This is a genomic window from Amycolatopsis sp. NPDC039088 (assembly GCF_055598845.1).
The window spans coordinates 1-20,027 of sequence record NZ_JBVKAE010000071.1 but is presented as its reverse complement, the minus strand read 5'-3'; the positions used below and the strand labels follow the sequence as shown (position 1 = coordinate 20,027).

At 68.9% G+C, this 20,027-nt stretch carries 17 protein-coding genes; 3 read left to right on the top strand and 14 right to left on the bottom strand.

Going from position 1 to position 20,027, the window contains the following annotated elements:
• Positions 1 to 172: 172 nt before the first annotated feature.
• From tyrS to ACZ7KI_RS42480, 3 genes are read right to left on the bottom strand one after another with little or no spacing between them, the layout of a single operon-like run.
• The gene (gene tyrS, locus ACZ7KI_RS42490) at positions 173 to 1,447 is read right to left on the bottom strand and encodes a tyrosine--tRNA ligase (protein WP_470278668.1); all 1,275 of its coding nucleotides are present in this window, start codon (positions 1,445 to 1,447) and stop codon (positions 173 to 175) included.
• Positions 1,448 to 1,479: 32 nt separating this feature from the next.
• Positions 1,480 to 2,115, bottom strand: coding sequence for a DNA-3-methyladenine glycosylase (locus ACZ7KI_RS42485; protein ID WP_470278667.1), 636 nt, complete (start codon positions 2,113 to 2,115; stop codon positions 1,480 to 1,482).
• A gap of 42 nt (positions 2,116 to 2,157) precedes the next feature.
• On the bottom strand, positions 2,158 to 3,540 hold the full coding sequence (locus ACZ7KI_RS42480) for a serine hydrolase domain-containing protein (RefSeq protein WP_470278666.1): 1,383 nt from the start codon (positions 3,538 to 3,540) through the stop codon (positions 2,158 to 2,160).
• 35 nt (positions 3,541 to 3,575) lie between these two features.
• Here ACZ7KI_RS42480 and ACZ7KI_RS42475 point away from each other — a divergent pair, with 35 nt between their 5' ends.
• Positions 3,576 to 4,289, top strand: a complete 714-nt coding sequence (locus ACZ7KI_RS42475; RefSeq protein ID WP_470278665.1) for a TetR/AcrR family transcriptional regulator — start codon at positions 3,576 to 3,578, stop codon at positions 4,287 to 4,289.
• A 64-nt stretch (positions 4,290 to 4,353) separates the two neighbouring features.
• On the opposite strand, the gene argH is transcribed toward ACZ7KI_RS42475, so the two are convergent.
• The 8 genes from argH to argC are packed head-to-tail and all read right to left on the bottom strand — an operon-like array spanning position 4,354 to position 11,894.
• A complete protein-coding gene (argH, locus tag ACZ7KI_RS42470) occupies positions 4,354 to 5,769 on the bottom strand; it encodes an argininosuccinate lyase (RefSeq protein ID WP_470278664.1) in 1,416 nt (471 codons plus the stop codon).
• A gap of 28 nt (positions 5,770 to 5,797) precedes the next feature.
• Positions 5,798 to 6,151, bottom strand: a complete 354-nt coding sequence (locus ACZ7KI_RS42465) for an argininosuccinate synthase (RefSeq protein WP_470278663.1) — start codon at positions 6,149 to 6,151, stop codon at positions 5,798 to 5,800.
• The gene (locus ACZ7KI_RS42460; RefSeq protein WP_037313092.1) at positions 6,141 to 6,662 is read right to left on the bottom strand and encodes an arginine repressor; all 522 of its coding nucleotides are present in this window, start codon (positions 6,660 to 6,662) and stop codon (positions 6,141 to 6,143) included. Before ACZ7KI_RS42460 ends, ACZ7KI_RS42465 begins: the two co-directional genes overlap by 11 nt.
• Positions 6,659 to 7,585, bottom strand: a complete 927-nt coding sequence (gene argF, locus ACZ7KI_RS42455) for an ornithine carbamoyltransferase (protein WP_470226231.1) — start codon at positions 7,583 to 7,585, stop codon at positions 6,659 to 6,661. The genes ACZ7KI_RS42460 and argF overlap by 4 nt, the downstream gene beginning before the upstream one ends.
• Before the next feature lie 16 nt (positions 7,586 to 7,601).
• Complete coding sequence (locus ACZ7KI_RS42450) at positions 7,602 to 8,795, bottom strand: acetylornithine transaminase (protein WP_470278662.1); 1,194 nt, start codon at positions 8,793 to 8,795, stop codon at positions 7,602 to 7,604.
• On the bottom strand, positions 8,792 to 9,712 hold the full coding sequence (gene argB / locus ACZ7KI_RS42445; RefSeq protein ID WP_470278661.1) for an acetylglutamate kinase: 921 nt from the start codon (positions 9,710 to 9,712) through the stop codon (positions 8,792 to 8,794). Before argB ends, ACZ7KI_RS42450 begins: the two co-directional genes overlap by 4 nt.
• Positions 9,709 to 10,869 (bottom strand): bifunctional glutamate N-acetyltransferase/amino-acid acetyltransferase ArgJ, encoded by a 1,161-nt coding sequence (gene argJ / locus ACZ7KI_RS42440; RefSeq protein WP_470278660.1) that lies wholly within the window; start codon positions 10,867 to 10,869, stop codon positions 9,709 to 9,711. The genes argB and argJ overlap by 4 nt, the downstream gene beginning before the upstream one ends.
• Positions 10,866 to 11,894 carry an N-acetyl-gamma-glutamyl-phosphate reductase gene (gene argC / locus ACZ7KI_RS42435; RefSeq protein WP_470278659.1) on the bottom strand — a complete coding sequence of 343 codons (1,029 nt, stop codon included), beginning with the start codon at positions 11,892 to 11,894 and terminating at the stop codon, positions 10,866 to 10,868. Before argC ends, argJ begins: the two co-directional genes overlap by 4 nt.
• Positions 11,895 to 11,995: 101 nt before the next feature.
• On the opposite strand from argC, the gene ACZ7KI_RS42430 reads away from it, so the two are divergent.
• Positions 11,996 to 12,961 (top strand): helix-turn-helix transcriptional regulator, encoded by a 966-nt coding sequence (locus ACZ7KI_RS42430; protein ID WP_470278658.1) that lies wholly within the window; start codon positions 11,996 to 11,998, stop codon positions 12,959 to 12,961.
• Between the two features lie 339 nt (positions 12,962 to 13,300).
• On the opposite strand, the gene ACZ7KI_RS42425 is transcribed toward ACZ7KI_RS42430, so the two are convergent.
• The gene (locus tag ACZ7KI_RS42425) at positions 13,301 to 13,798 is read right to left on the bottom strand and encodes a helix-turn-helix domain containing protein (RefSeq protein ID WP_470278657.1); all 498 of its coding nucleotides are present in this window, start codon (positions 13,796 to 13,798) and stop codon (positions 13,301 to 13,303) included.
• 218 nt (positions 13,799 to 14,016) lie between these two features.
• Positions 14,017 to 15,606 (bottom strand): alpha/beta hydrolase, encoded by a 1,590-nt coding sequence (locus ACZ7KI_RS42420; RefSeq protein WP_470278656.1) that lies wholly within the window; start codon positions 15,604 to 15,606, stop codon positions 14,017 to 14,019.
• 184 nt (positions 15,607 to 15,790) lie between these two features.
• Here ACZ7KI_RS42420 and ACZ7KI_RS42415 point away from each other — a divergent pair, with 184 nt between their 5' ends.
• Positions 15,791 to 16,483 (top strand): DNA alkylation repair protein, encoded by a 693-nt coding sequence (locus ACZ7KI_RS42415; RefSeq protein ID WP_470278655.1) that lies wholly within the window; start codon positions 15,791 to 15,793, stop codon positions 16,481 to 16,483.
• On the opposite strand, the gene ACZ7KI_RS42410 is transcribed toward ACZ7KI_RS42415, so the two are convergent.
• On the bottom strand, positions 16,464 to 19,850 hold the full coding sequence (locus ACZ7KI_RS42410) for a tetratricopeptide repeat protein (RefSeq protein WP_470278654.1): 3,387 nt from the start codon (positions 19,848 to 19,850) through the stop codon (positions 16,464 to 16,466). The two genes, ACZ7KI_RS42415 and ACZ7KI_RS42410, sit on opposite strands and share 20 nt — an antisense overlap.
• Between the last annotated feature and the right edge of the window lie 177 nt (positions 19,851 to 20,027).

Genomic DNA, 20,027 nt, shown 5'->3' with positions numbered 1-20,027 from the left:
GTGGGACACCCACTCAATCGCACTGAGCGAGAGCTTGGTTCGTGTCCCGGTCGGCCACCCGGTTTCCCTGGCGACTTGGAGAACTTTACATGGCCCGCAGGGGCCCGAAACAGGGGGGTACCTTAACTGCGTTTCCGCAGGTCAAGGCCCCTGTTTCGGGCCGGGGCCGCGATCAGCCCCCGACGCGGACGCCGGCGACGTTGCGCTTGCCCTTGCGGACCACGAGCCAGCGGCCGTGCAGAGCGTCGTCCGCGGACGGCTTCCACTCCTCGTCGGCGATCTTCGTGTTGTTGACGTACGCGCCGCCTTCCTTGACGGTGCGGCGCGCGGCACCCTTGCTGTCGACGAGCCCGGCGGCGATCAACAGATCGACGATCGTCGCCTCGCCGTTCGGGTCGACCTTGCCGTTGGGCACCTCGGCCATGGCGGCGTCGAGGGTCGGCGAGTCGAGTTCACGCAGCTCTCCCCTGCCGAAGAGCGCCTGGCTCGCGGCGATGACCTGACGGGTCGCCGCCTCACCGTGCACCAGCGTCGTGAAGTCCTCCGCCAGCTTCCGCTGCGCGGACCGCAGGTGGGGGCGCTGTTCGGTGTCCTCGGCGAGCGCCGCGATCTCCTCCTGCCCGAGGAAGGAGAACATCTTCAGGTAGCGGATGACGTCGGCGTCGGCGACGTTCAGGAAGTACTGGAACCACGCGTACGGCGAGGTCATCTCCGGGTCGAGCCAGACACTGCCGCCGCCGGTGGACTTCCCGAACTTGCGCCCGTCGGAGTCGGTGACCAGCGGCGCGGTCAGCGCGTGGGCGTGCCCCCCGTCGGTGCGGCGGATCAGGTCGACCCCGCCGACGAGGTTGCCCCACTGATCGGAGCCGCCGATCTGCAGCTTGCAGCCGTACTCGCGGTACAGGTGCAGGTAGTCCTGTGACTGCAGCAGCAGGTAGCTGAACTCGGTGTAGGAGATGCCGTCGGTTTCGAGGCGGCGCTTCACCGTCTCCCGGTTCAGCATCATGTTGACCGGGAAGTGCTTGCCGACGTCGCGCAGGAACTCGACCACGCTCTGCTTCGCGGTCCAGTCCAGGTTGTTCTCGATGACCGCACCGGTCGGCGAGCCGTCGAAGTCGACGAACCGCTCCAGCTGACCGCGGATCCGGTCGGCCCACTCCGACACGGTGTCCACCGTGTTCAGGGTGCGCTCACCGGTGTCGCGCGGGTCGCCGATCATGCCGGTGGCGACGCCCGCCAGCACGATCGGCCGGTGGCCGGCACGCTGGAAGCGCGAAAGCATCAGCAGCGGGACCAGGTTGCCGGCGTGCAGGCTCGGCGCGGTCGGGTCGAATCCGCAATAGAGCGTGAGGGGTCCTTGGTCGAGGTCTCGCCGCAGTGCGTCGGTGTCGGTGGATTGCGCGATCAGGCCGCGCCAGGTCAGCTCGTCAAGGATGTGCTCGCTCACGCCTGTAGATCCTCCCGCACCAGGTCAACCGACTATCGGCCGGGGGCCGCCGCCCGCCGCTTGCCGCCCCGGCGGTAGGTGGAGACCGCGGGCGAGCCGTCGATCCAGAACCGCCATGGCGTGTCCATCGCCATCGCGACGCCGACACGCGGCCCGCTGCGGATGGACGACTCCGGAACGCGCTCGCCGGTGAACAGCCGGACGGGTGACGCGGGGTCGGTCAGATCGATGCCGTTCTCCGCCCGGTCGATGCCGAGTACCGACGTGAGGATGGCCGGCCCCTTGGCGAGTTCGCCGTTGCCCCGCGCGGTCGGCCTGCGCGCACGGGCGATGTCTGCGCCGGTGACCACTTCACCGGCGCGCAGCAGCACAGCGCCCGGCTGGCCGTCTTCGGTACCGACGACGTTGGCACAGAAGTGCATGCCGTAGACGAAGTACACGTACAGGTGCCCGGCCGGTCCCCACATGACCTCGTTGCGCGGGGTCTTGCCGCGATAACAGTGCGACGCGGGGTCGTCGAGGCCGCGGTAGGCCTCGACCTCCACCAGGCGGACGGCGACCGTGCCGTCGGGACCGGTCGCTTCCAGCACCGCGCCGAGCAGGAGCGTGGACAGCTCCACCGGATCCAGCGCCAGCTCCCGCCGGGTGAACTGTCTGCCGGTCTCCACGTTCCGCACTCCCCTTGTCCTCGCGATCTTCCTGCGCCGACCTTAACCGGCGATCCTGGGCGCCACCCGCATGCCGGTGTAGCAGTAGTCGGTGCCGTCGGGGAGCTTCGAGAACAACACCGGCATCCAGTCGTCGCCGAACATCGAGTTCTTCCCGGCGAAGACGTTCTCCGACACGGGGACCAGCTCCGCCTCGATCGGCGGGGCGATGCCCTCGAGCGCGTCGACGAACTCGTAGACGAAGTGCAGCTTCCCGTTCTTCTCGGTGACTGTGATCATGACGCCCGCGCGCCGGTAGACGCCCGCGAAAGGCGCGACGTGCACCGAGGGCGGCGACGGCGGAGGGCCGAACGCGGTGGGCACCCGGACTCCGGCGAGTTCACCGAGCAATTCCCTGGACAGCTCGGTGTACAGCCGATCAGTCGTCCCGTGGTTGGTGAGCAGGGCGAAGACCAGTCCTGCTTCCGGCACCACCCGCAGGTACGAGCGCTGCCCGATCGACGATCCGTTGTGCCCGAACCCGGAAACGCCGGTCCAGTCGTAGATCGACAGTCCCAGCCCCCAGCCGTCGGAATCAAGCGTCCACTTGTCGGGCACTTCGACCTCACGGCGGCACATGGCGGCGACCGTTTCGGCACCGAGTACCCGGGTTCCGTCGGACGCGGTGCCGCCGTCCAGCAACATCCGGGCGAAGCGGACCACATCGCCGGCCGTGGCGAGAACGCGACCGTACGGCCCGGCCGAACGCGGCATGAGATCCCAGGCGGACGTCGGCGCCGGATCCGGCCCGAGATGTCCCATCGCGACGCGGAACCGCAACGCCTCTTCGGGCAGGGTCATCGTCTCGGTGAGCCCCAGCGGGGTGACGATCCGTTGCCGCAAGGCGTCGTCCCAGGTCAGGCCGGTGAGGACCTCGACGATCCGGCCGAGCACGTTGTACCCGACGCTGCTGTAGGAGGCCGCGGTCCCCGACGGGCAGTCCATCGCCACTCCTCTGGCGGCTTCGACGTATTTGGCGAGGCAGTCGTCGCCGCGTCCGGTGTCCTCGGTGAAGTCGCAGGTGAGTCCGCTGGTGTGGCTCAGAAGCTGCCGGGTGGTGATCGTCTTGGTCGCGTCCGGATCGACCGTCGCGAACTCCGGCAGGACGTCGATCACCGGTGCGTCGAGCTCCAGCCGTCCTTCCTCGGCCAGCCCCATCACCAGCGAGGCCGTGTAGACCTTGGCGATCGAGCCGAGCTGGAAGACCGAATCCGTGGTCGTCTCCACGCCGGTCCCCCGGTGCAGGATCCCGCTCGCGAGCTCGTGGATTTCGCCGTCCATCAGCACCGCGAGCGTCGCGCCCGGAACATGATGCCCGGCCCGCAGGACGTCGAGGCGGGACTGCCAGTGGGCAAGGTCGAAGGTTGTCCGTACACTGTTAGGCATACTGAACACTGTACGGATAAAGTGGGGAGCGCGGTATGCCGTTCACGTCGGTGTGGGCCCGGCCGCCGAAACGACGACGCGATCAGCCCTCGCTGAGCCGGGAGCAGATCGTTTCCGCGGCCATCGAACTTCTCGACGGCGAGGGCATCGAGGCACTGAGCATGCGGAAGCTCGGGATCCGGCTCGACGTGGCCGCCGCGTCGATGTACACCCACGTGGCCAGCAAGGACGAGCTGGTCGAACTGGTCGTCGACGAGATCTACGGCGAGGTCGGCCTCCCGGGGGCCGGCCCGTGGCGCGCGGTGGCGGCGCGATTCGCCCACGACCTGCGTTCGGTGTTCCTCCGCCATCCCTGGATCGGCTCGCTGCTCGGGGAGGCGGGGGTGGCGTATCTGGGACCGAACGTCCTGCGGCTGTCGGAGGCGGCACTGGCGCTGTTCGAGGACGCCGGCTTCTCCCTGGATGACGCCGATCTGGCCTGGAACACGCTCATGGCTTACGTCGTCGGGAGGGCCACCAGCGAAGCCGCGTGGCTCACGACGCTGAAGCGAAGCGGGCAGAGCGAGCAGGAATGGAAAGACCGGCTATGGCCGACGGCCGAGCAGGCGGTGCGGGACCATCCGCGGCTGAAGAAGCTCTACGCGGCCCAGCGCGATCAGAAGCCCGGTGAGACCAACGACGACGACTTCGAACGTGGTCTCGACTGCGTCCTCGACGGCTTGGCGACCAGGCTTCCCTCAAGCGCGTGAAGGCCCACTTCCCTCTGCTGGTCACTTAAACCAGGGCCGAGGGAAGGGGCCTTCACGCGAGAGGTCAGCCCAGCCAGGAGCGGTGTTCGGTGACCCGCGCGACCAGCCGGTCCCGCTGCTCGGCGACCCGCTCCGGGGCGGTACCGCCGCGGGCGTTGCGCGAACGCACCGAGCCTTCGACGGTGAGCACTTCGCGCACGGCCGGCGTCAGCGCCGGGTTGATCTTCTCGAACTCTTCGTCGGTCAGTTCGTCGAGGCCGACACCGCGGCCCTCGGCGACACGGACGCTCTCCCCCGCCGCCTCATGTGCGACACGGAACGGAACCCCTTGCCGCACAAGCCATTCGGCGATGTCCGTGGCGAGGGTGAATCCGGCAGGCGCCAGTTCGGCGAGCCGGTCGGTGTGGAAGGTCAGCGTCTCGAGCATGCCCGCGATCGCCGGGAACAGCAGTTCCAGCTGCTCGACGGAGTCGAAGACCGGCTCCTTGTCCTCCTGCAGGTCCCGGTTGTAGGCCAGCGGCTGCGCCTTGAGCGTCGCGAGCAGGCCGGTCAGGTTGCCGATGAGCCGTCCCGCCTTGCCGCGGGTCAGCTCGGCGACGTCCGGGTTCTTCTTCTGCGGCATGATCGAGCTGCCGGTCGCCCAGGCGTCGTCGAGGGTGACGTAGCCGAATTCGGCGGTGTTCCAGATGATCACCTCTTCGGCGATCCTCGACAGGTTGACCGCGAGCATCGCGACGTCGAAGGCGAACTCGGCGACGAAATCCCGCGACGCGGTTCCGTCGATGGAGTTCTCGACGCTGGTGTCGAAGCCCAGTTCCGCGGCGACGGCTTCGGGGTCGAGGCCGAGTGAGGAGCCCGCGAGCGCGCCGGAACCGTAGGGCGATTCGGCGGTGCGAGCGTCCCAGTCACGCAACCGGGTGACGTCGCGCAGCAGCGACTGGCCGTGCGCGAGCAAGTGGTGCGCCAGCAGGACCGGTTGGGCGTGCTGCAGGTGGGTGCGGCCCGGCAGGACCGCGTCCGGATGCCGGTCCGCCTGCGAAACCAGCGCGTCGACGACGCCAAGGGTGCCGGCGACCACACGGCGGGCGGCGTCGCGCAGCCACATCCGGAACAGCGTCGCGACCTGGTCGTTGCGGGAACGACCCGCCCGCAGCTTGCCACCGAGTTCGGTACCCGCCCGCTCCAGCAGACCGCGTTCGAGCGCGGTGTGGACGTCCTCGTCGGCGACGGTCGGGGTGAACGCGCCCGAAGCGACGTCCTGCGCGAGCGTGTCCAGCGCGGCGAGCATGCCCGTCAGCTCGTCCTCGGTGAGAAGCCCGGCCTTCCGCAGCACTCGCGCGTGTGCCCGCGAACCGGCGATGTCGTACGGCGCCAGCCGCCAGTCGAAATGGGTCGACGCGCTCAGCGCCGCCATCGCCTCGGCCGGCCCGCTGGCGAACCGGCCGCCCCACAGCTGCACCGGCTGCTCATTCCCGCTCACAACACTCCTCGAAATTGCTTGGTTCTCGTCAGGCGACCGATTGGTCGAAACCGGTGCCCGTGGTGAAGTCGTACAGTGTGCGCTCATCGCGCGCGGAGTTCACGACCGCGTTCCCGCGGTGCAGGATCAGGCGGACTTCGCCGGACACCCGCCCGGCACTGACCTTCTCCAGCTCGTCGTGCGCGGTGACCAGCGCGAGCGCACCCGGGCTTTCGTAGATCTCGCGTCCTTCGATCCCGAAGGCGCCGACACGGCGGTTCAACTGCTGGAAGGCTTCCAGCAGCGTCACGGTCTCCCCGTCGATGGCGACCGGCACCCCCTCGTCGAAGGTGATGACCGCCTTCTCCGGGTCATCCGGGAAGGCGAACCCGTCAGGCGTCACCTTCGGCCTCCTCACCGCCGTCCACTGTGGACGACCGCCGGGCCAGCGCCATGAAGCGCTCGGCCAGATCTTTGCCGGACAAGGGTTCCCTCGCGATCACCGCGACCGTGTCGTCACCCGCGATCGAACCGACGACCTCCTCCAGCGCTGCCCGGTCGATGGCGCTGGCGAGGAACTGCGCCGCCCCCGGCGGGGTGCGCAGCACGGTCAGGTTCCCTGACGAATCCGCCGAAACGAGCAGTTCGGCGAGCAGCCGCGAGAGCCGGGAGGTACCGCCCTGCACCCCGCGTACCGGGCTGCCGTCCTCCGGAATGACATACACCGGCGCACCCGAATCGGCACCTCGGAGCTTCACCGCGCCCAGTTCGTCGAGGTCCCGTGACAGCGTCGCCTGTGTGACGTCGATACCTTCCGCCGCCAGGAGCTTCGCGAGCTCCGTCTGGCTGCGGATGGCCATCGTGGACACGAGTTCGGTGATCCGGGCCTGCCGGGTGACCCTGCTGCCGGTCATCGTCGCTTCTCGTCCAGTAGCCACACCAGGAGCGCCTTCTGCGCGTGCAGCCGGTTTTCGGCCTCGTCCCAGACCGCGCTCGACGGCCCGTCGAGGACCTCGTCGGTGATCTCCCAGCCGCGGTGGGCGGGCAGGCAGTGCAGCACGATCGCCTCGTCCGCCGCCCGGCGCATCAGCGCGGCGTTCACCTGCAGCTCCCGGAACGGGCCGACGCGGTCGAGACCGTCGTTCTCCTGGCCCATCGAGGTCCAGGTGTCGGTGACGACGACGTCCGCGCCTTCGACCGCGGCGTACGGGTCGGTGAAGACCGTGGTGCTGCCGCCGGTTTCACTCGATCGGTGCTTGGCGTCGAGCATGACCTGCTGATCGGGCTGGAAGCCTTCCGGCGAGACGACGCGCACGTTCATCCCGGCCGTGGTGCCGCCCAGCAGCAGCGAATGCGCCATGTTGTTGGCGCCGTCGCCCAGGTAGACCAGGGTGAGCCCGGCGAGCTTGCCCTTGCGCTCGCGGATGGTCATCAGGTCGGTGAGCACCTGGCAGGGGTGGAACTCGTCGGTGAGCGCGTTGATCACCGGGATGCTCGCCGCCGACGCCATCGCGTCGATACGCTTCTGGGCGAAGGTCCGCCACACGATCGCGTCGAGGTAGCGCGAAAGCACCCGTGAGGTGTCCTCGATGGTCTCTTCGCGGCCGAGCTGCATAGAGCGTCCGTCGACGATCACCGGGTTCCCGCCGAGCTGGGCGATGCCCACCTCGAACGAGAACCGGGTCCGGGTGGAGTTCTTCTCGAAGATCGCCGCGACCGACTTGCCCTCCAGCGCGCGGGAGCTCAGCGGCTCGGCCTTCAACTGGTCGGCGAGGTCCAGGATCTCGGCCTGTTCGGCAGGGCTGAGATCGTCGTCGCGGAGAAAGTTGCGGAGCATGGGTTTCGTCTCTGTCCTAAGTGGTGGTGGAATCGAGCGCCCCGGGAAGGGCATCGAGGAATCCCTTGGCCTGATCGGCGCTCAGGATCAGTGGCGGTGCCAGCCGGATCGTGTCCGGTGCGACCGGATTGACCAGGTACCCCGCTTCTTGCGCGGCCTTGGCGACGGCCGCGGAGACCGGCTCGCGCAGCGCGATGCCGAGCAGCAGCCCGGCGCCGCGGACCCCGGCGACCAACGGGTGGCCGAGTTCCTCGACACCAGAGGCGATGTCCTTGCCCAGTGCGGAAACGTGGTCGTTCAGGTTGTCCTTGGCGATGGTCCTGAGCACGGCGAGCCCGGCGGCGCAGCAGATCGGGTTACCGCCGAAGGTGGTCCCGTGCTGCCCCGGCTTCACCAGTTCACCCGCCTCCCCGACGCCGATGACCGCGCCGAGCGGCAGGCCACCGCCGAGGCCCTTGGCCAGCGTGATGAGATCCGGCACGATGCCGGCGTGCTGGAAGGCGAACCACGCGCCGGTGCGGCCGATCCCGGTCTGCACCTCGTCGAGGACCAGCAGGGTCCCGGTCGCCTTGGTGATCTCCCGCGCGGCCTGGAGGTAGCCGTCCGGCGCCGGGACCACGCCCGCCTCCCCGAGGATCGGCTCGAGGAACACCGCCGCCGTGTCGGTGTCCACCGCGGCGCGAAGCGCGTCGATGTCACCGTAGGGGACGTGGGTCACGCCGGGCAGCAGCGGCGCGAACGCATCCCGTTTCGACGGCTGACCGGTCAACGTCAGCGCGCCCATGGTGCGGCCGTGGAAGGCGCCCTCGCAGGCGACGATCTTGGTGCGTCCGGTGAGCCTGCTGAGCTTCAGCGCGGCTTCGTTGGCCTCCGCGCCGGAGTTGACGAACAGCACCTTCGCGTTACCGGAAAGACCGGCGACGTCCAGGAGGGTTTCGGCGAATTCGACGACGACCGGGTTCACGTAGAGGTTCGAGGTGTGCCCGAGTTTCGCGACCTGCTCGGAGACCGCGGCGACCACGGCGGGGTGGGCATGGCCCAGCGCGTTGACCGCGATCCCCCCGACCAGGTCGAGGTACGGCTTGCCGTCGGCGTCCCAGACCTTCGCGCCCTCGCCGCGGACCAGGGTCAGCGCCGGGGTGCCGTAGTTGTCCATGAGGGACGACTTCCAGTGTTCCTGGCCGTCTGCATTGGACTTGAGGGTGGTCACGGGAGCTCCGTTTCGGGGAAGACCATGGTGCCGATGCCGCGGGAGGTGAAGACCTCCAGCAGTACCGAATGGGCGATGCGGCCGTCGATCACGTGTGCGCGGCGGACACCGCCGCGGATGGCGCGCACGCAGGCCTCCATCTTCGGGATCATGCCGCTGGCGAGGCCGGGCAGCAGGGTTTCGAGGCGGTCCACGCGGATGCGGTCGACCAGCGAGCCGCGGTCCGGCCAGTTGGCGTAGAGGCCTTCGACGTCGGTGAGGACGACGAGTTTCTCCGCGCCCAGCGCGGCGGCCAGCGCTCCGGCGGCGGTGTCGGCGTTGATGTTGTGCACGACGCCGTCGATGTCCGGCGCCACGGTGGATACCACGGGGATCCGGCCCGCGTTGACGATGTCGAGTACCGCGTCCGGGTTGACCTCGGAGACCTCGCCGACCAGACCGATGTCGACCGGCACACCGTCCACAGTGGCCTGTTTGCGCTCGGCGGTGAACAGTCGCGCGTCCTCGCCGGAGATGCCGACCGCGTACGGGCCGTGCGCGTTGATCAGCCCGACCAGTTCGCGGCTGACCTGGCCGGTCAGCACCATGCGGACGATGTCCATCGTCTCCGGCGTGGTGACCCGCAGGCCGCCCTTGAACTCGCCTTCGACGCCGAGCCGGTTGAGCATCGCGGTGATCTGCGGGCCGCCGCCGTGCACCACCACCGGACGCAGCCCTGCCATGCGCAGGAACACCATGTCCTCGGCGAAGGCCTGCTTGAGGCTCTCGTCGATCATGGCGTTGCCGCCGTACTTCACCACGACGGTGGCGCCGTGGAAGCGCTGCAACCAGGGCAGGGCCTCGATGAGGATCGAGGCTTTCTCGGCGGCGGTCGCGAGCCGTTCGTCCGCGGGGACCGTGGATTCGGAAGGGCTCATGACGAGTACGCGCTGTTCTCTTCGACGTACGCGTGCGAGAGGTCGGTCGTGTAGATCGTCGCCTCGCCTTCGCCGAGACCGAGGTCGACGACGATCTTGATGTCGCGGCCGGAGAGGTCCGCCTCGGAACGGTCCGCGGCGGGGGTGCCCTTGGCGAACAGGGTCACGCCGTTGATCGCGATGGCGACCTTCTCCGGGTCGATCTCCGCGGGCACCCGGCCCAGCGCCATGGCGATGCGGCCCCAGTTCGGGTCCGAACCGAACAGCGCGGTCTTGACCAGGTTGTCCTCGGCGATCGTCCGGCCGACGGCGATGGCGTCGGCCTCGTTCGCCGCGCCGGTGACCGTGACGTCGACGTATTTGGTCGCGCCCTCGGAGTCCGCACGCAGCTGCAGCACGAGATCGAGGCTGACCGCGGTGAGCAGCTCGGTCAGTTCGGCCTCGGTCGGCTCGACGCCGCTGGCGCCGGACGCGAGGACGAGCACCGTGTCGTTGGTGGAGGTGCCGCCGTCGACGTCGAGCCGGTCGAAGGTGATACCGGTGGCCGCGCGCAGGGCGCGGTCGAGGACCTCCGGCGTGACGACCGCGTCGGTGGTGAGGACCGAGAGCATCGTCGCGAGGTTCGGCGCGAGCATGCCGGCACCCTTGGCGAATCCGCCGACGCTCCAGCCGCTGTCGTGCTTCGCGACCGCCTGTTTCGGCTTGCTGTCGGTGGTCATGACCGCGGTGGCGGCGTTGAGATCGGTCTCGGCGCCGGTCCCGAGTTCCTTGAAGGAGGTGTCCACGCCGGAAAGCAGCGCGTCCATCGGGAGGCGCTCGCCGATCAGGCCGGTGGAGCAGACGGCGACCTCGATGGCGCCCGCCTCGAAGAGTTCGGCGACCTTCTCGGCGGTCTGATGGGTGTCCTGGAAACCACCGGGACCGGTGGCGGCGTTCGCCCCGCCGGAGTTGAGCACGACGGCCTTGAGGCGCTGCTGCTTGAGGACCTCCTGCGACCACAGGACGGGCGCGGCCTTGATCACGTTGCGGGTGAACACGCCGGCCGCGACCTGCAGCGGACCGTCGTTGACGACGAGCGCGAGGTCGAGCTTGCCCGAGTCCTTGATCCCGGCGGCGACGCCCGCGGCCCGGAATCCCTTCGGCTGAGTGACGGTCACGGAGCGACTCCTACGGTCGGTAGTCCGGTGGTTTCGGGGAGGCCGAGTGCGATGTTCATCGACTGCACGGCACCGCCCGCGGTGCCCTTGGTCAGGTTGTCGATGGCCGCGACCACGATCAGGCGCCGGGTGTCGGCGTCGACGGTGACCTGCAGCTGGACGTTGTTAGAGCCGACGACCGAGGCCGACGACGGCCACTGGCCCGAAGGCAGCAGCTGGACGAACGGCTCGGCTGCGTAGGCCTTCTCGTACACCTCGCGGGCACCGTCGGCGTCCACCTCGGACTTGAGCGCGGCGCTCGCGGTGGTGAGGATCCCCCGCGGCATCGGGGCCAGCACCGGAGTGAACGAGACCTTGACCCGCTCCCCCGAGACCGCCGAGAGGTTCTGCGCGAATTCGGGGGTGTGGCGGTGGGCGCCGCCGACGCCGTACGCGGTGGCCGAACCCATCACCTCCGAACCGAGGAGGTTCGGCTTGAGGCTCTTGCCCGCGCCCGAGGTCCCGGTCACGGCGACGACGTTGACCTCCGGCTCGACCAGGCCTGCGGCGAACGCCGGGGCGAGGGCGATCGAACCGCCGGTCGGGAAGCAGCCGGGGACCGCGACGCGCTTGGTCCCGGTGAGGCGCTCGCGGGCGCCGGGGAGTTCGGGAAGTCCGTACGGCCACTGTCCGGCGTGGTCGCCGCCGTACCAGCGCTGCCAGTCGGCCGCGTTCGCCAGCCGGTGGTCCGCGCCGAGGTCGACGACCAGGACGTCCGGGCCCAGCTGCGCGGCGATGGCACCCGAGTGGCCGTGCGGCAGGGCGAGGAAGACGACGTCGTGTCCGGCCAAGGTCTCCGGGGTCGTCTCCAGCAGGACGCGGTCCGCCAGCGGCGCGAGGTGCGGCTGGTGCTGGATGAGCGGCGTCCCCGCAGAGCTGGCCGCGGTCAGCGCGCCGATCCGGACTTCGGGATGGGTCAGCAGCAGGCGCAGGAGTTCGCCGCCCGCGTACCCGCTGGCTCCGGCAACCGCGATCTTCACCGTCATACGAATGATTATGCACAGCGGTGCAAGTTCAATCAAACAAAGTCATGCGGCTCACCCCATATAGGTCATCTCCTGTCCTCTCTCCAGGGCATCCTTACCGCATGACGGACACGCCCGCCCGGTTGCTCAGCCTGCTGTCGCTCCTGCAGACACCGCGCGAATGGCCTGGCAGCGAGCTCGCACGAAGGTTGGAGGTCAGCCAGCGCACCATCCGGCGTGACATCGACCGCCTACGTGAGCTCGGTTACCCCGTCGACGCGTCACGAGGCTCCGACGGCGGCTACCGGCTGGGCGCGGGCGCGGCGATGCCCCCGCTGCTGCTCGACGACGAGGAAGCCGTCGCCATCGCGGTCGGTCTCCGGAGCGCCGCCGGGCAGGCGATCTCCGGTATCGAGGAGTCGTCGGTCCGGGCACTGGCGAAACTCGAACAGGTACTGCCCTCGCGATTGCGCTACCGCGTCGGCGCGCTGGGTGCCGCGACCGTGCCGCTGCCCGGCACCGGACCCGCCGTCGACCCGGAACACCTCACCGTCTTCGCCGGCGCGATCGCCAACACCGAACGGACCCGGTTCGCCTACCGCACCGGCGACGGGACCGAATCCCGGCGGCACGTCGAACCGCACCGGCTAGTCTCGGCCGGGCGCCGCTGGTACCTGCTCGGCTACGACCTCGACCGCGACGACTGGCGGATCTTCCGGGCGGACCGGATCGCCGAGCCGCGAGCGACCGGCGGCCGGGCCACCCCGCGGCAGCCGCCCGCCGAGGACGTGGCGGCCTATGTCACCGACAGGATGTACAGCCTCCTTCCCACCTACAGCGCGCGAGTGACCCTGCACGCGCCGATGAACCAGGTCGCCCCCGCGATCGGGGACGCCATCGGTGAACTCGAACCTGTCGATGACGCCGGCTGCGTTTGGAACGCGGGCGCGGACACCCTCGACTGGCTCGCGTTCCGACTGCTGGGACTCGGCTGCGAGTTCACCGTGCACGAGCCGCCGGAATTGATCGCGCACCTCCGGGAGATGGCGGCGCGGGTGAACCGCGGTCTTGCGTCCACTGTGGACTAATACGGTGGATTGCCGGGACAGAAGGGCATTCGGACGTCGCCCGGGTACTCGCTGCTCGTGTCGTGATGGCTTCTTGGGGGACTCGTATTTGTTTACCCCCTGATGTGGAGTTTGTGCGGGTTGTCGGTGCGGTCGGGTGGGGAAGATTCCGGCCGTTGGACGGCCGGAATCTTCCCCGCTCGGTCGTCGGTCCACAGGTCGTGATCGGCACGAGCTTGATCAACGGAAGATCGGGGACGTTGAGTGTCCCGGATCCTCCGTTGATCACGGTGGCTCCTCGGACAACACGGTGGACTGACGGCGGCCACGAGGGCCGGATGCCCCCGCGGCCGCCTGGATTCAGCCGAGTTCACTCACCACCTCTCGCTGGCTCGGCGGGATCGGGAGATACGCGCCACGGCGCTCCGGGTCGCAGCCGACCCTGGGCAGCCTGGCCCGGATCCCGCCCGGCGTCCGCTCGAACCGACGTGCGATCTCCTCGACGCTTTCCCCGGCCAGCCAACGGCTTTCCAGTTCGGCGTCCAGCTCGTCGGACCACGGCGAACCCTGGTGCGCGGGGCGGTCCGCCGATCTTCGGCGACCGTTCCGGCCGTTGCTCCGCCCGGCGAACGCCATCAGCGTGTCGGAAAGGACGGTCGCCAAAGCCGGTACGGCCTCGGCGTCGATGTCGAGCCTGCCTTCGGCGACAGGCTCCTCCTGCGGTCCGGCTCCGCCGACCAGGACGGTCACCCAGCGGTCTTCCCCGGCCGCGCCGCCACCCTCACGGGCGGCGACCTCGATGCGATAAACGGTGTCCTGCACGCGGATCTCGGTCCGGTGCTCTTCGACAATGGTCATGCCGGGGACGCTAACGGGCGGTGCCGACAATTCCCCGTCCCGGCGGCGGGAATCGGCGCCGGGCCGGTGGATGACCGGTACTTTCATCGCGATTCGGGTCGAAAGGGTGCCGGTCATGCCGGTCGTCCAGCGCGTTCAGAGGACTGATTGCGGCAAGGGAAAGCCCCGGCCCGGAAATCCGGACCGGGGCGGCGAAGCATCCCGAAGAGCGATCGAGCTCAGAACCGCAGCGTCTGAGCCAGCGTCTCCTTCTTCACTTCAGCGGAGGACGAAGGCACGTCCGACTTCTTCGCCGTCGCCGACGAACCGGCCGGAACCGGCGGCGGGACCGGGGTGCACTGCACGTCCGAACCGTTGCCCGGCTTCCGCTCGGGCAGCTTCCCGGTCAGCAGGTAGTCCGCGATCTTGTCGTCCACACAGGACACACCGGACAGCGAGCCCGAATGCGTCGTGCCGCCCGGAGCGCTGATCAGGCTGGAGTTCGGGTAGCGCTTGCGGACCTCCAGGCTGCCGGGGTACGGCGTCGCGGCGTCGTTCTCCTCGTTGACCAGCAGGATTCCCGGCACCTTGCGCCCGTCGATCTCCACCGGCTTGCCCGGTTTCGCCGGCCAGTCGAGGCACGGCGCGTTGAACCAGGCGTTGCCCCAGGTCTCGAACGGGGCCCGGAAGTGCGTGACCCAGTTGTCGAACTTCCAGCGAGGCCAGCTCTGCGGCCACGCCACGTCGGTGCACTGCACAGCCGCGTACACCGCGTAGCCGTTGTCCTGGCCCGGCGGGTTGGAGTCGTCGTACAGGGCCTTCAGGGTCTGCCAGTCACCCTGGTGCACCCATCCGGAGAACGCCTTCGCCATGTCCTCCCAGCCGAAGACGTAGTAGCCGGCCTGCAGGAAGATGTCCGTCCACTCGGAACCGCCGATGACGCCGCCCGCCGGCTTGTCGTACAGCTTCTTCTGCTCCGCGTACCACAGCTTCTCCACCGCGGAAGCGGTCTTGCCGAGGTGGTAGACGTCGTCGTACTTGGCGAGCCAGCCGAAGTAGGTCTTGATGTTCTTGTCGAAGGCGATGTCCTGGTTCAGGTTCGCCTTGTACCAGACGTCGCGCGGATCGACGGTGCCGTCGAACACCATCCGCCGCACGTTCTGCGGGAACAGCGTGCTGTACACCTGACCGAGGTAGGTGCCGTAGGAGAAGCCGTAGTAGTTGATCTGCTTCTCGCCCAGTGCCTTGCGCAGGCTGTCGACGTCCTTCGCGACATCGATGGTCTTGATGTGCTCCAGGATCGCGCCGTTCTTGGCGCACGCCTTCGCGTAACCCTCTGCCTTCGCGAGCCAAGTCTTCTCGATGGCACGCGTGGTGGGCACGTACTGCGGGCGGTTGTAGGAGGCGTAGTTGCCGTCGCAGGTCAGCGACGGCTTGCTCGACCCCACTCCACGCGGGTCGAAGCCGATCCAGTCGTACTCCTCACCCGCCTTCTTGGGAACGGCCCGGCCGAGCGTCGACAGTCCGAGGCCCGATCCGCCGGGGCCACCGGGGTTGACGATCATGACGCCCTGCGATTGGGCGGACTTGTGCTTCACGCGCGAGACGGCGATCGAGATCTTCTCGCCGCCGGGCTTCGCGTAGTCCAGCGGGACCTCGAGGAAGCCGCATTCCGCGCCGGCCTTGACGAGGCTCGGCCGGGTGCAGGCTCCCCAGCTGATGGGCTTCGGATCGAAGTCCGACGCCGAGGCGGCCGTGGCGGAAGGGGCGAGCGCCATGGTGCCGACGCCGATCCCCGCGACCGCCAGGGCGGCAACGAATTTCTTCATGTGTTCCTTTTCGTCCGCGTTCGACCCGGTCGGGCCGAAGCTACCGAGAACCGGCTTCAATCTCGCTGACCGACACGTTGACCGCCATCCCTCTTTAGTCGGTATCCGCGCCCCGATCCGGGCATATCCGTCTTGTCGGTCCCCTGTCGTACGCTCGCGGCGGCCGGCAGGGAGAGGAGCGCGCATGGATACGGTGAAAAGCCTGGTTTCGGCGGTTCGCAACGGTTTGGCCGGACTGGCCGGCGCGGAGAAGGCGACCGCGATGCGGGCGTACATGAAGTCGGAAATGCCGTTCCTCGGCGTGCCGAAACCTGCTAGGTCGGCCGTGCTGAAATCGGTTTTCGCGGAACATTCGCTACCCGATGAGGTGACCTTCTCCACCGCCGTGCGGACCCTGTGGCGCGAAGCGGAATTCCGCGAGGAGCGCTATGCGGCCATCGACCTTTCCGGTCACCGCGCCTACGCCCCCTGGCAGGACAGCGAGCTGCTCGGTCTGTACGAGGAGATGATCGTGACCGGCGCGTGGTGGGACTACGTCGACGAGCTCGCCATCCGCCGAGTCGGGCCGATCCTGCGGGCCGAGCCGGAGACGGTGCTCCCCCTGATGCTCACCTGGGCCTACGACGAGGACAGGTGGCGCCGCCGCACGGCGGTGATCTGCCAGGTCGGCGCCAAAGGCGGGACCGACACCGATCTGCTCACCCGGGCGATCGAGGCGAACATCGACGACAAGGACTTCTTCCTGCGCAAGGGGATCGGCTGGGCCCTGCGCGAGTACGCGAAGACCGAGCCGGACTGGGTGCGCGAGTTCGTCGCCGCGCACCCGGCGCTCTCGAATCTGTCCCGGAAGGAGGCGCTCAAACACCTGGGCGGTTGAGCACCGGTCGCGGGACCAGCGCGGAGAGCTCGTCGATCACTTCGCCGAGTTCGGGCAACAGCTGTCCCGTCTCCTTCAAATCGCGGAGCACGTCCAGCCGGACCTCTTGCGGCGGATCTCCCCCGAGAAGTTCGATGAGCTCGCGTTTCGCGTCCTCGGCGCGGCCGAGAACCAGGAAATAGAAGAGCGGCTGGGCCTTGGCGTCCCAGTCCTCGGGGGCGGCGGCCGCGGCGGCCAAGGTCTCCTCGAGGCCTTCGGCGAACTGTCGTCGGGCGTCTTCGGTTCGCCCGGTCTTCAGATCCGCCATGGCGAGGAGGTTGCGTATCCAAAGGGATCGCGGCGCGCGTGACCGCAAGACCTCCCTCGCCTCGTCCGGCTTGCCGGCGAACAACAAGGCCTCCCCGAGGTTCCCGCGGTATTCGGTGTCGTCCGGATCCAGCGTTGTCAATTCACGCAGTTCTTCGATGGCCTTGCCGTAGTCGCCCGCCCGGCGATGGATCTCCGCACGCAGGACGCGGCTGCTCTCGTCGTGGCCGTCGGCCAGCGCGTTGTCCACATCGGACAGGGCTCCGTCGAGGTCGCCGAAGAGAACGCGATGATGGGCGCGCTGGTAGTAGGCGTACCCTCCGTCCTCGCCCAACCGGACCCCTTCGTCGAACTCCGCCCTGGCTTCGTCGTGGCGATCCAGCTTCGCCAGGCTTTCCGCCCGGGTCACATGGAAGAAGGAGTTCGAAGGGCTCGATTCGAGTGCGACGTCGATATCGGCGAGAGCGGCCCGGTGATCGCCCAGTCGCTGGTGAGCCAACGCCCGCCAGGTGTGCGCCCACTCGCTGCCGGGGTCGAGTTCGATCGCGCGGCTCAAGGCCTCCACCGCTTCACCGTTCCTCTTCAACCGGCTGAGCGTCATCCCTCGCCACAGGTGATTCTCGGCGTCTTCGGGAGCCAGCTCGACAGCCCGGTCGAAGTCGGCCAGCGCCGCCTGCCGATCACCGAGGTCGTCATGGACGAGCCCGCGCATGTAGTACGCCCACTCATAGTCCGGGTCGATCCGGAGCGCGGCGGTGAAGCCGTCGATCGCGAGCCGGTGCCGCCCCGCGCTCCGGTGGAACGCCGCCCGGATCGCGAGTGGCCTGGCGCTGCCGGGATCCGCCGCGATAGCCGCGTCCAACACCTTCGCGGCCTCGTCGTCATCACCGATCTTCCCGAGGAACCAGGCGAGCTCGGACAGGTGGAAGACGTCCTGGGGACGGAGCGCGACCGCCGCCCGGTACCCGGCCAGCGCCTCGGCTGTCTCCCCCAGTTCGGCCAGCAGGCCCGCCCGGTAGTTGACCGCCCAGGCGTAGTCGGGATCGAGCCGGATGGCGATGTCGAGTTCGTCGATCGCCCTCCGGAGATCCCCGCGCTTGTGGTGCACCGCGCTGCGGGCCGTGTAGGCCCACGCGTGGTCGGGCTGCAGGCGGACGGCCTCGTCGAGATCGGTCATCGCGCCGTCGAGGTCGCCGAGTTCTGCTCGGGCCGAACCGCGACCACGCCACGAGTACGCGTAGGTGGGGTCGAGTTCGACCGCACGGTTCAGGTCTTCGAGCGCCGGCGCCCAGTCCGACTGGTTGCGGAGGAAGTTGCCGCGATCGCTCCAGGCGTAAGGATCGGCGGGGTTGAGGTCGAGTGCACGGTCGAAGTCCCTTTTCGCCGCCTCGAGTTCATCCCGGCCCTCATAGGCCCAGGCACGCCGTCTGATCACCGTCGAGAGCCTGGCCGCGTCGAGTTCACCGGCCCCGGCCAGCAGATCGAGGACCTCCACTTCACGGGGGCCGTCGCCGTCTCCCACCGCTTCGCCCAACCGCCGCGCCCAGCGCAGGACGGCGGGCTCGTCGGCGTCGATGCCCGCCTGCTCCATCATGCGTGCCCAGGTTCGTGCGGCCGCGGTGCTGGTCGTGATCATCTCGGCGGCGCCGAGCAGGGCGTCCGGCAGCGCTTCGGCCGGATCGCCGCAGATCCGGTGGTAGGTCTGTTCCAGTTTCCTTCGCTGCCAGCGTTCGTCGTTCCAGGCATCGCGATGCCGTCCGCGCCCGAGTTCGGCGCACCGGCCTTCGTAGTACTCGGCGAGCTTGCGATGGTGTCCGGCGAACTCTCCGGGTGACCGACCGCGTTCCATGCGCACCATCGGACCGCGGACCACCGGGTGGTAGCGCACCGGCAGCTCGCGCCGCCCGACGAACGGCAGTTCCCGCAGCCAGCGGAACGTCTCCCCCGCCGTTTCCTTCCCGGTCAGGACGCCGAGGACGTCCTCGTCCAGGACGCGGGGCAGCGACGCCGTGGCGGCGATCTTCTGCTTGGCCTTGTCGGGAACCCAGTGCAGGAATCGTTTGACCGCGTCGTCGCCGGGATCACCGACGGCGTCCGCCTCGGAGGGCTTTCGCTCCGCCAACATGGCGACCAGGACAGGCAGGCCCTCGGTCAGCCGCAGCACGGTCTCGATCACCTGCTCGTCGGTGATCCCGTGCTCGGCGAGCAGGTGGCGCGCCTCGGGTTCGGTGAACGGCCGGAGTTCGATCTCGCGCACCAGCGGCGCGTACCGGTTCCATTTCGCCTCGTCCAGCGGGAACTGGCCGGCCACGGTGAGCACCAGGTTCTGCGGCAGATCCCCGTACCGGCCGCCGAACAGGTCCAGCAGCCAGGTCTCCAGTACCGGCGCCGTGCGTTCGAAGGTGTCGAAGAACAGGGCGATCTGCCGGGATTCCGGAAGCCGCCAGAGATCCTCGACGAACGGTTTGGTCAGCTCCTCCGCCGGATCCAGGAGCAGCTGGACGTCGGCCTTCCGTTTGAACTTCGCCGCGAGGTAGCTCTGCAGCTGCTCCAGCTGTTTCGCCGTCGCGTCGGCATCGATCGCGTCCGCGGCGATGCTGCCGCCGGGCAGCGTCTTCGCCATGCCGAGGCTGGCCTTGACCACGGTCTTGGTGACGAGTGCGCGACCGGCCGCGGGAGCCTGCGGATCGTTGTGGAGCCGTTCTCTCGCCTTGAGGTAGGACTCGTAGCGCTTCTCGAATCGCCGCATCTCGTGCCCGCCGCGAGCGAGGTCCTTCGCGAGTTTGACCAGTGTCGCGGGCAGATCCTGGAGGCGGTCGTCCGCGAACCCGACGGCGGCGCGGGATTCCTCGGCGATACCGCGAAGCTGTTCGAGGAGAAAGGTCTTCCCGACTCCCGCGAGACCGTGCACCGAGTACAGGTACCGGCGACGCCGGTCGCTGCCCGGCAACGCCAGATTGGCCCGGAAGTCTTCACGTTCCCCGACGCGGCCGACGAAACCGTCGCTCAACCGGGCACGGGCGATGTCTTGGATGCTGGAACGACCGTCTGGACGTGACACGAGAACTCACTTTGCCACACCTCTTAGCGGGGGGGGGGGGGGGGGTTTTGGTGGGTGGGGGGGGGGGGGGGGGGGGGGGGGGGGGAGAGGGAGGGGGGGGGGGGGGGGTGGGCGGCCCTCCTGTTTGTGGCTCTCCGCTCGCGGCTCGCCGAGGTCGGCGCCGAAGGTGTTGAGCGT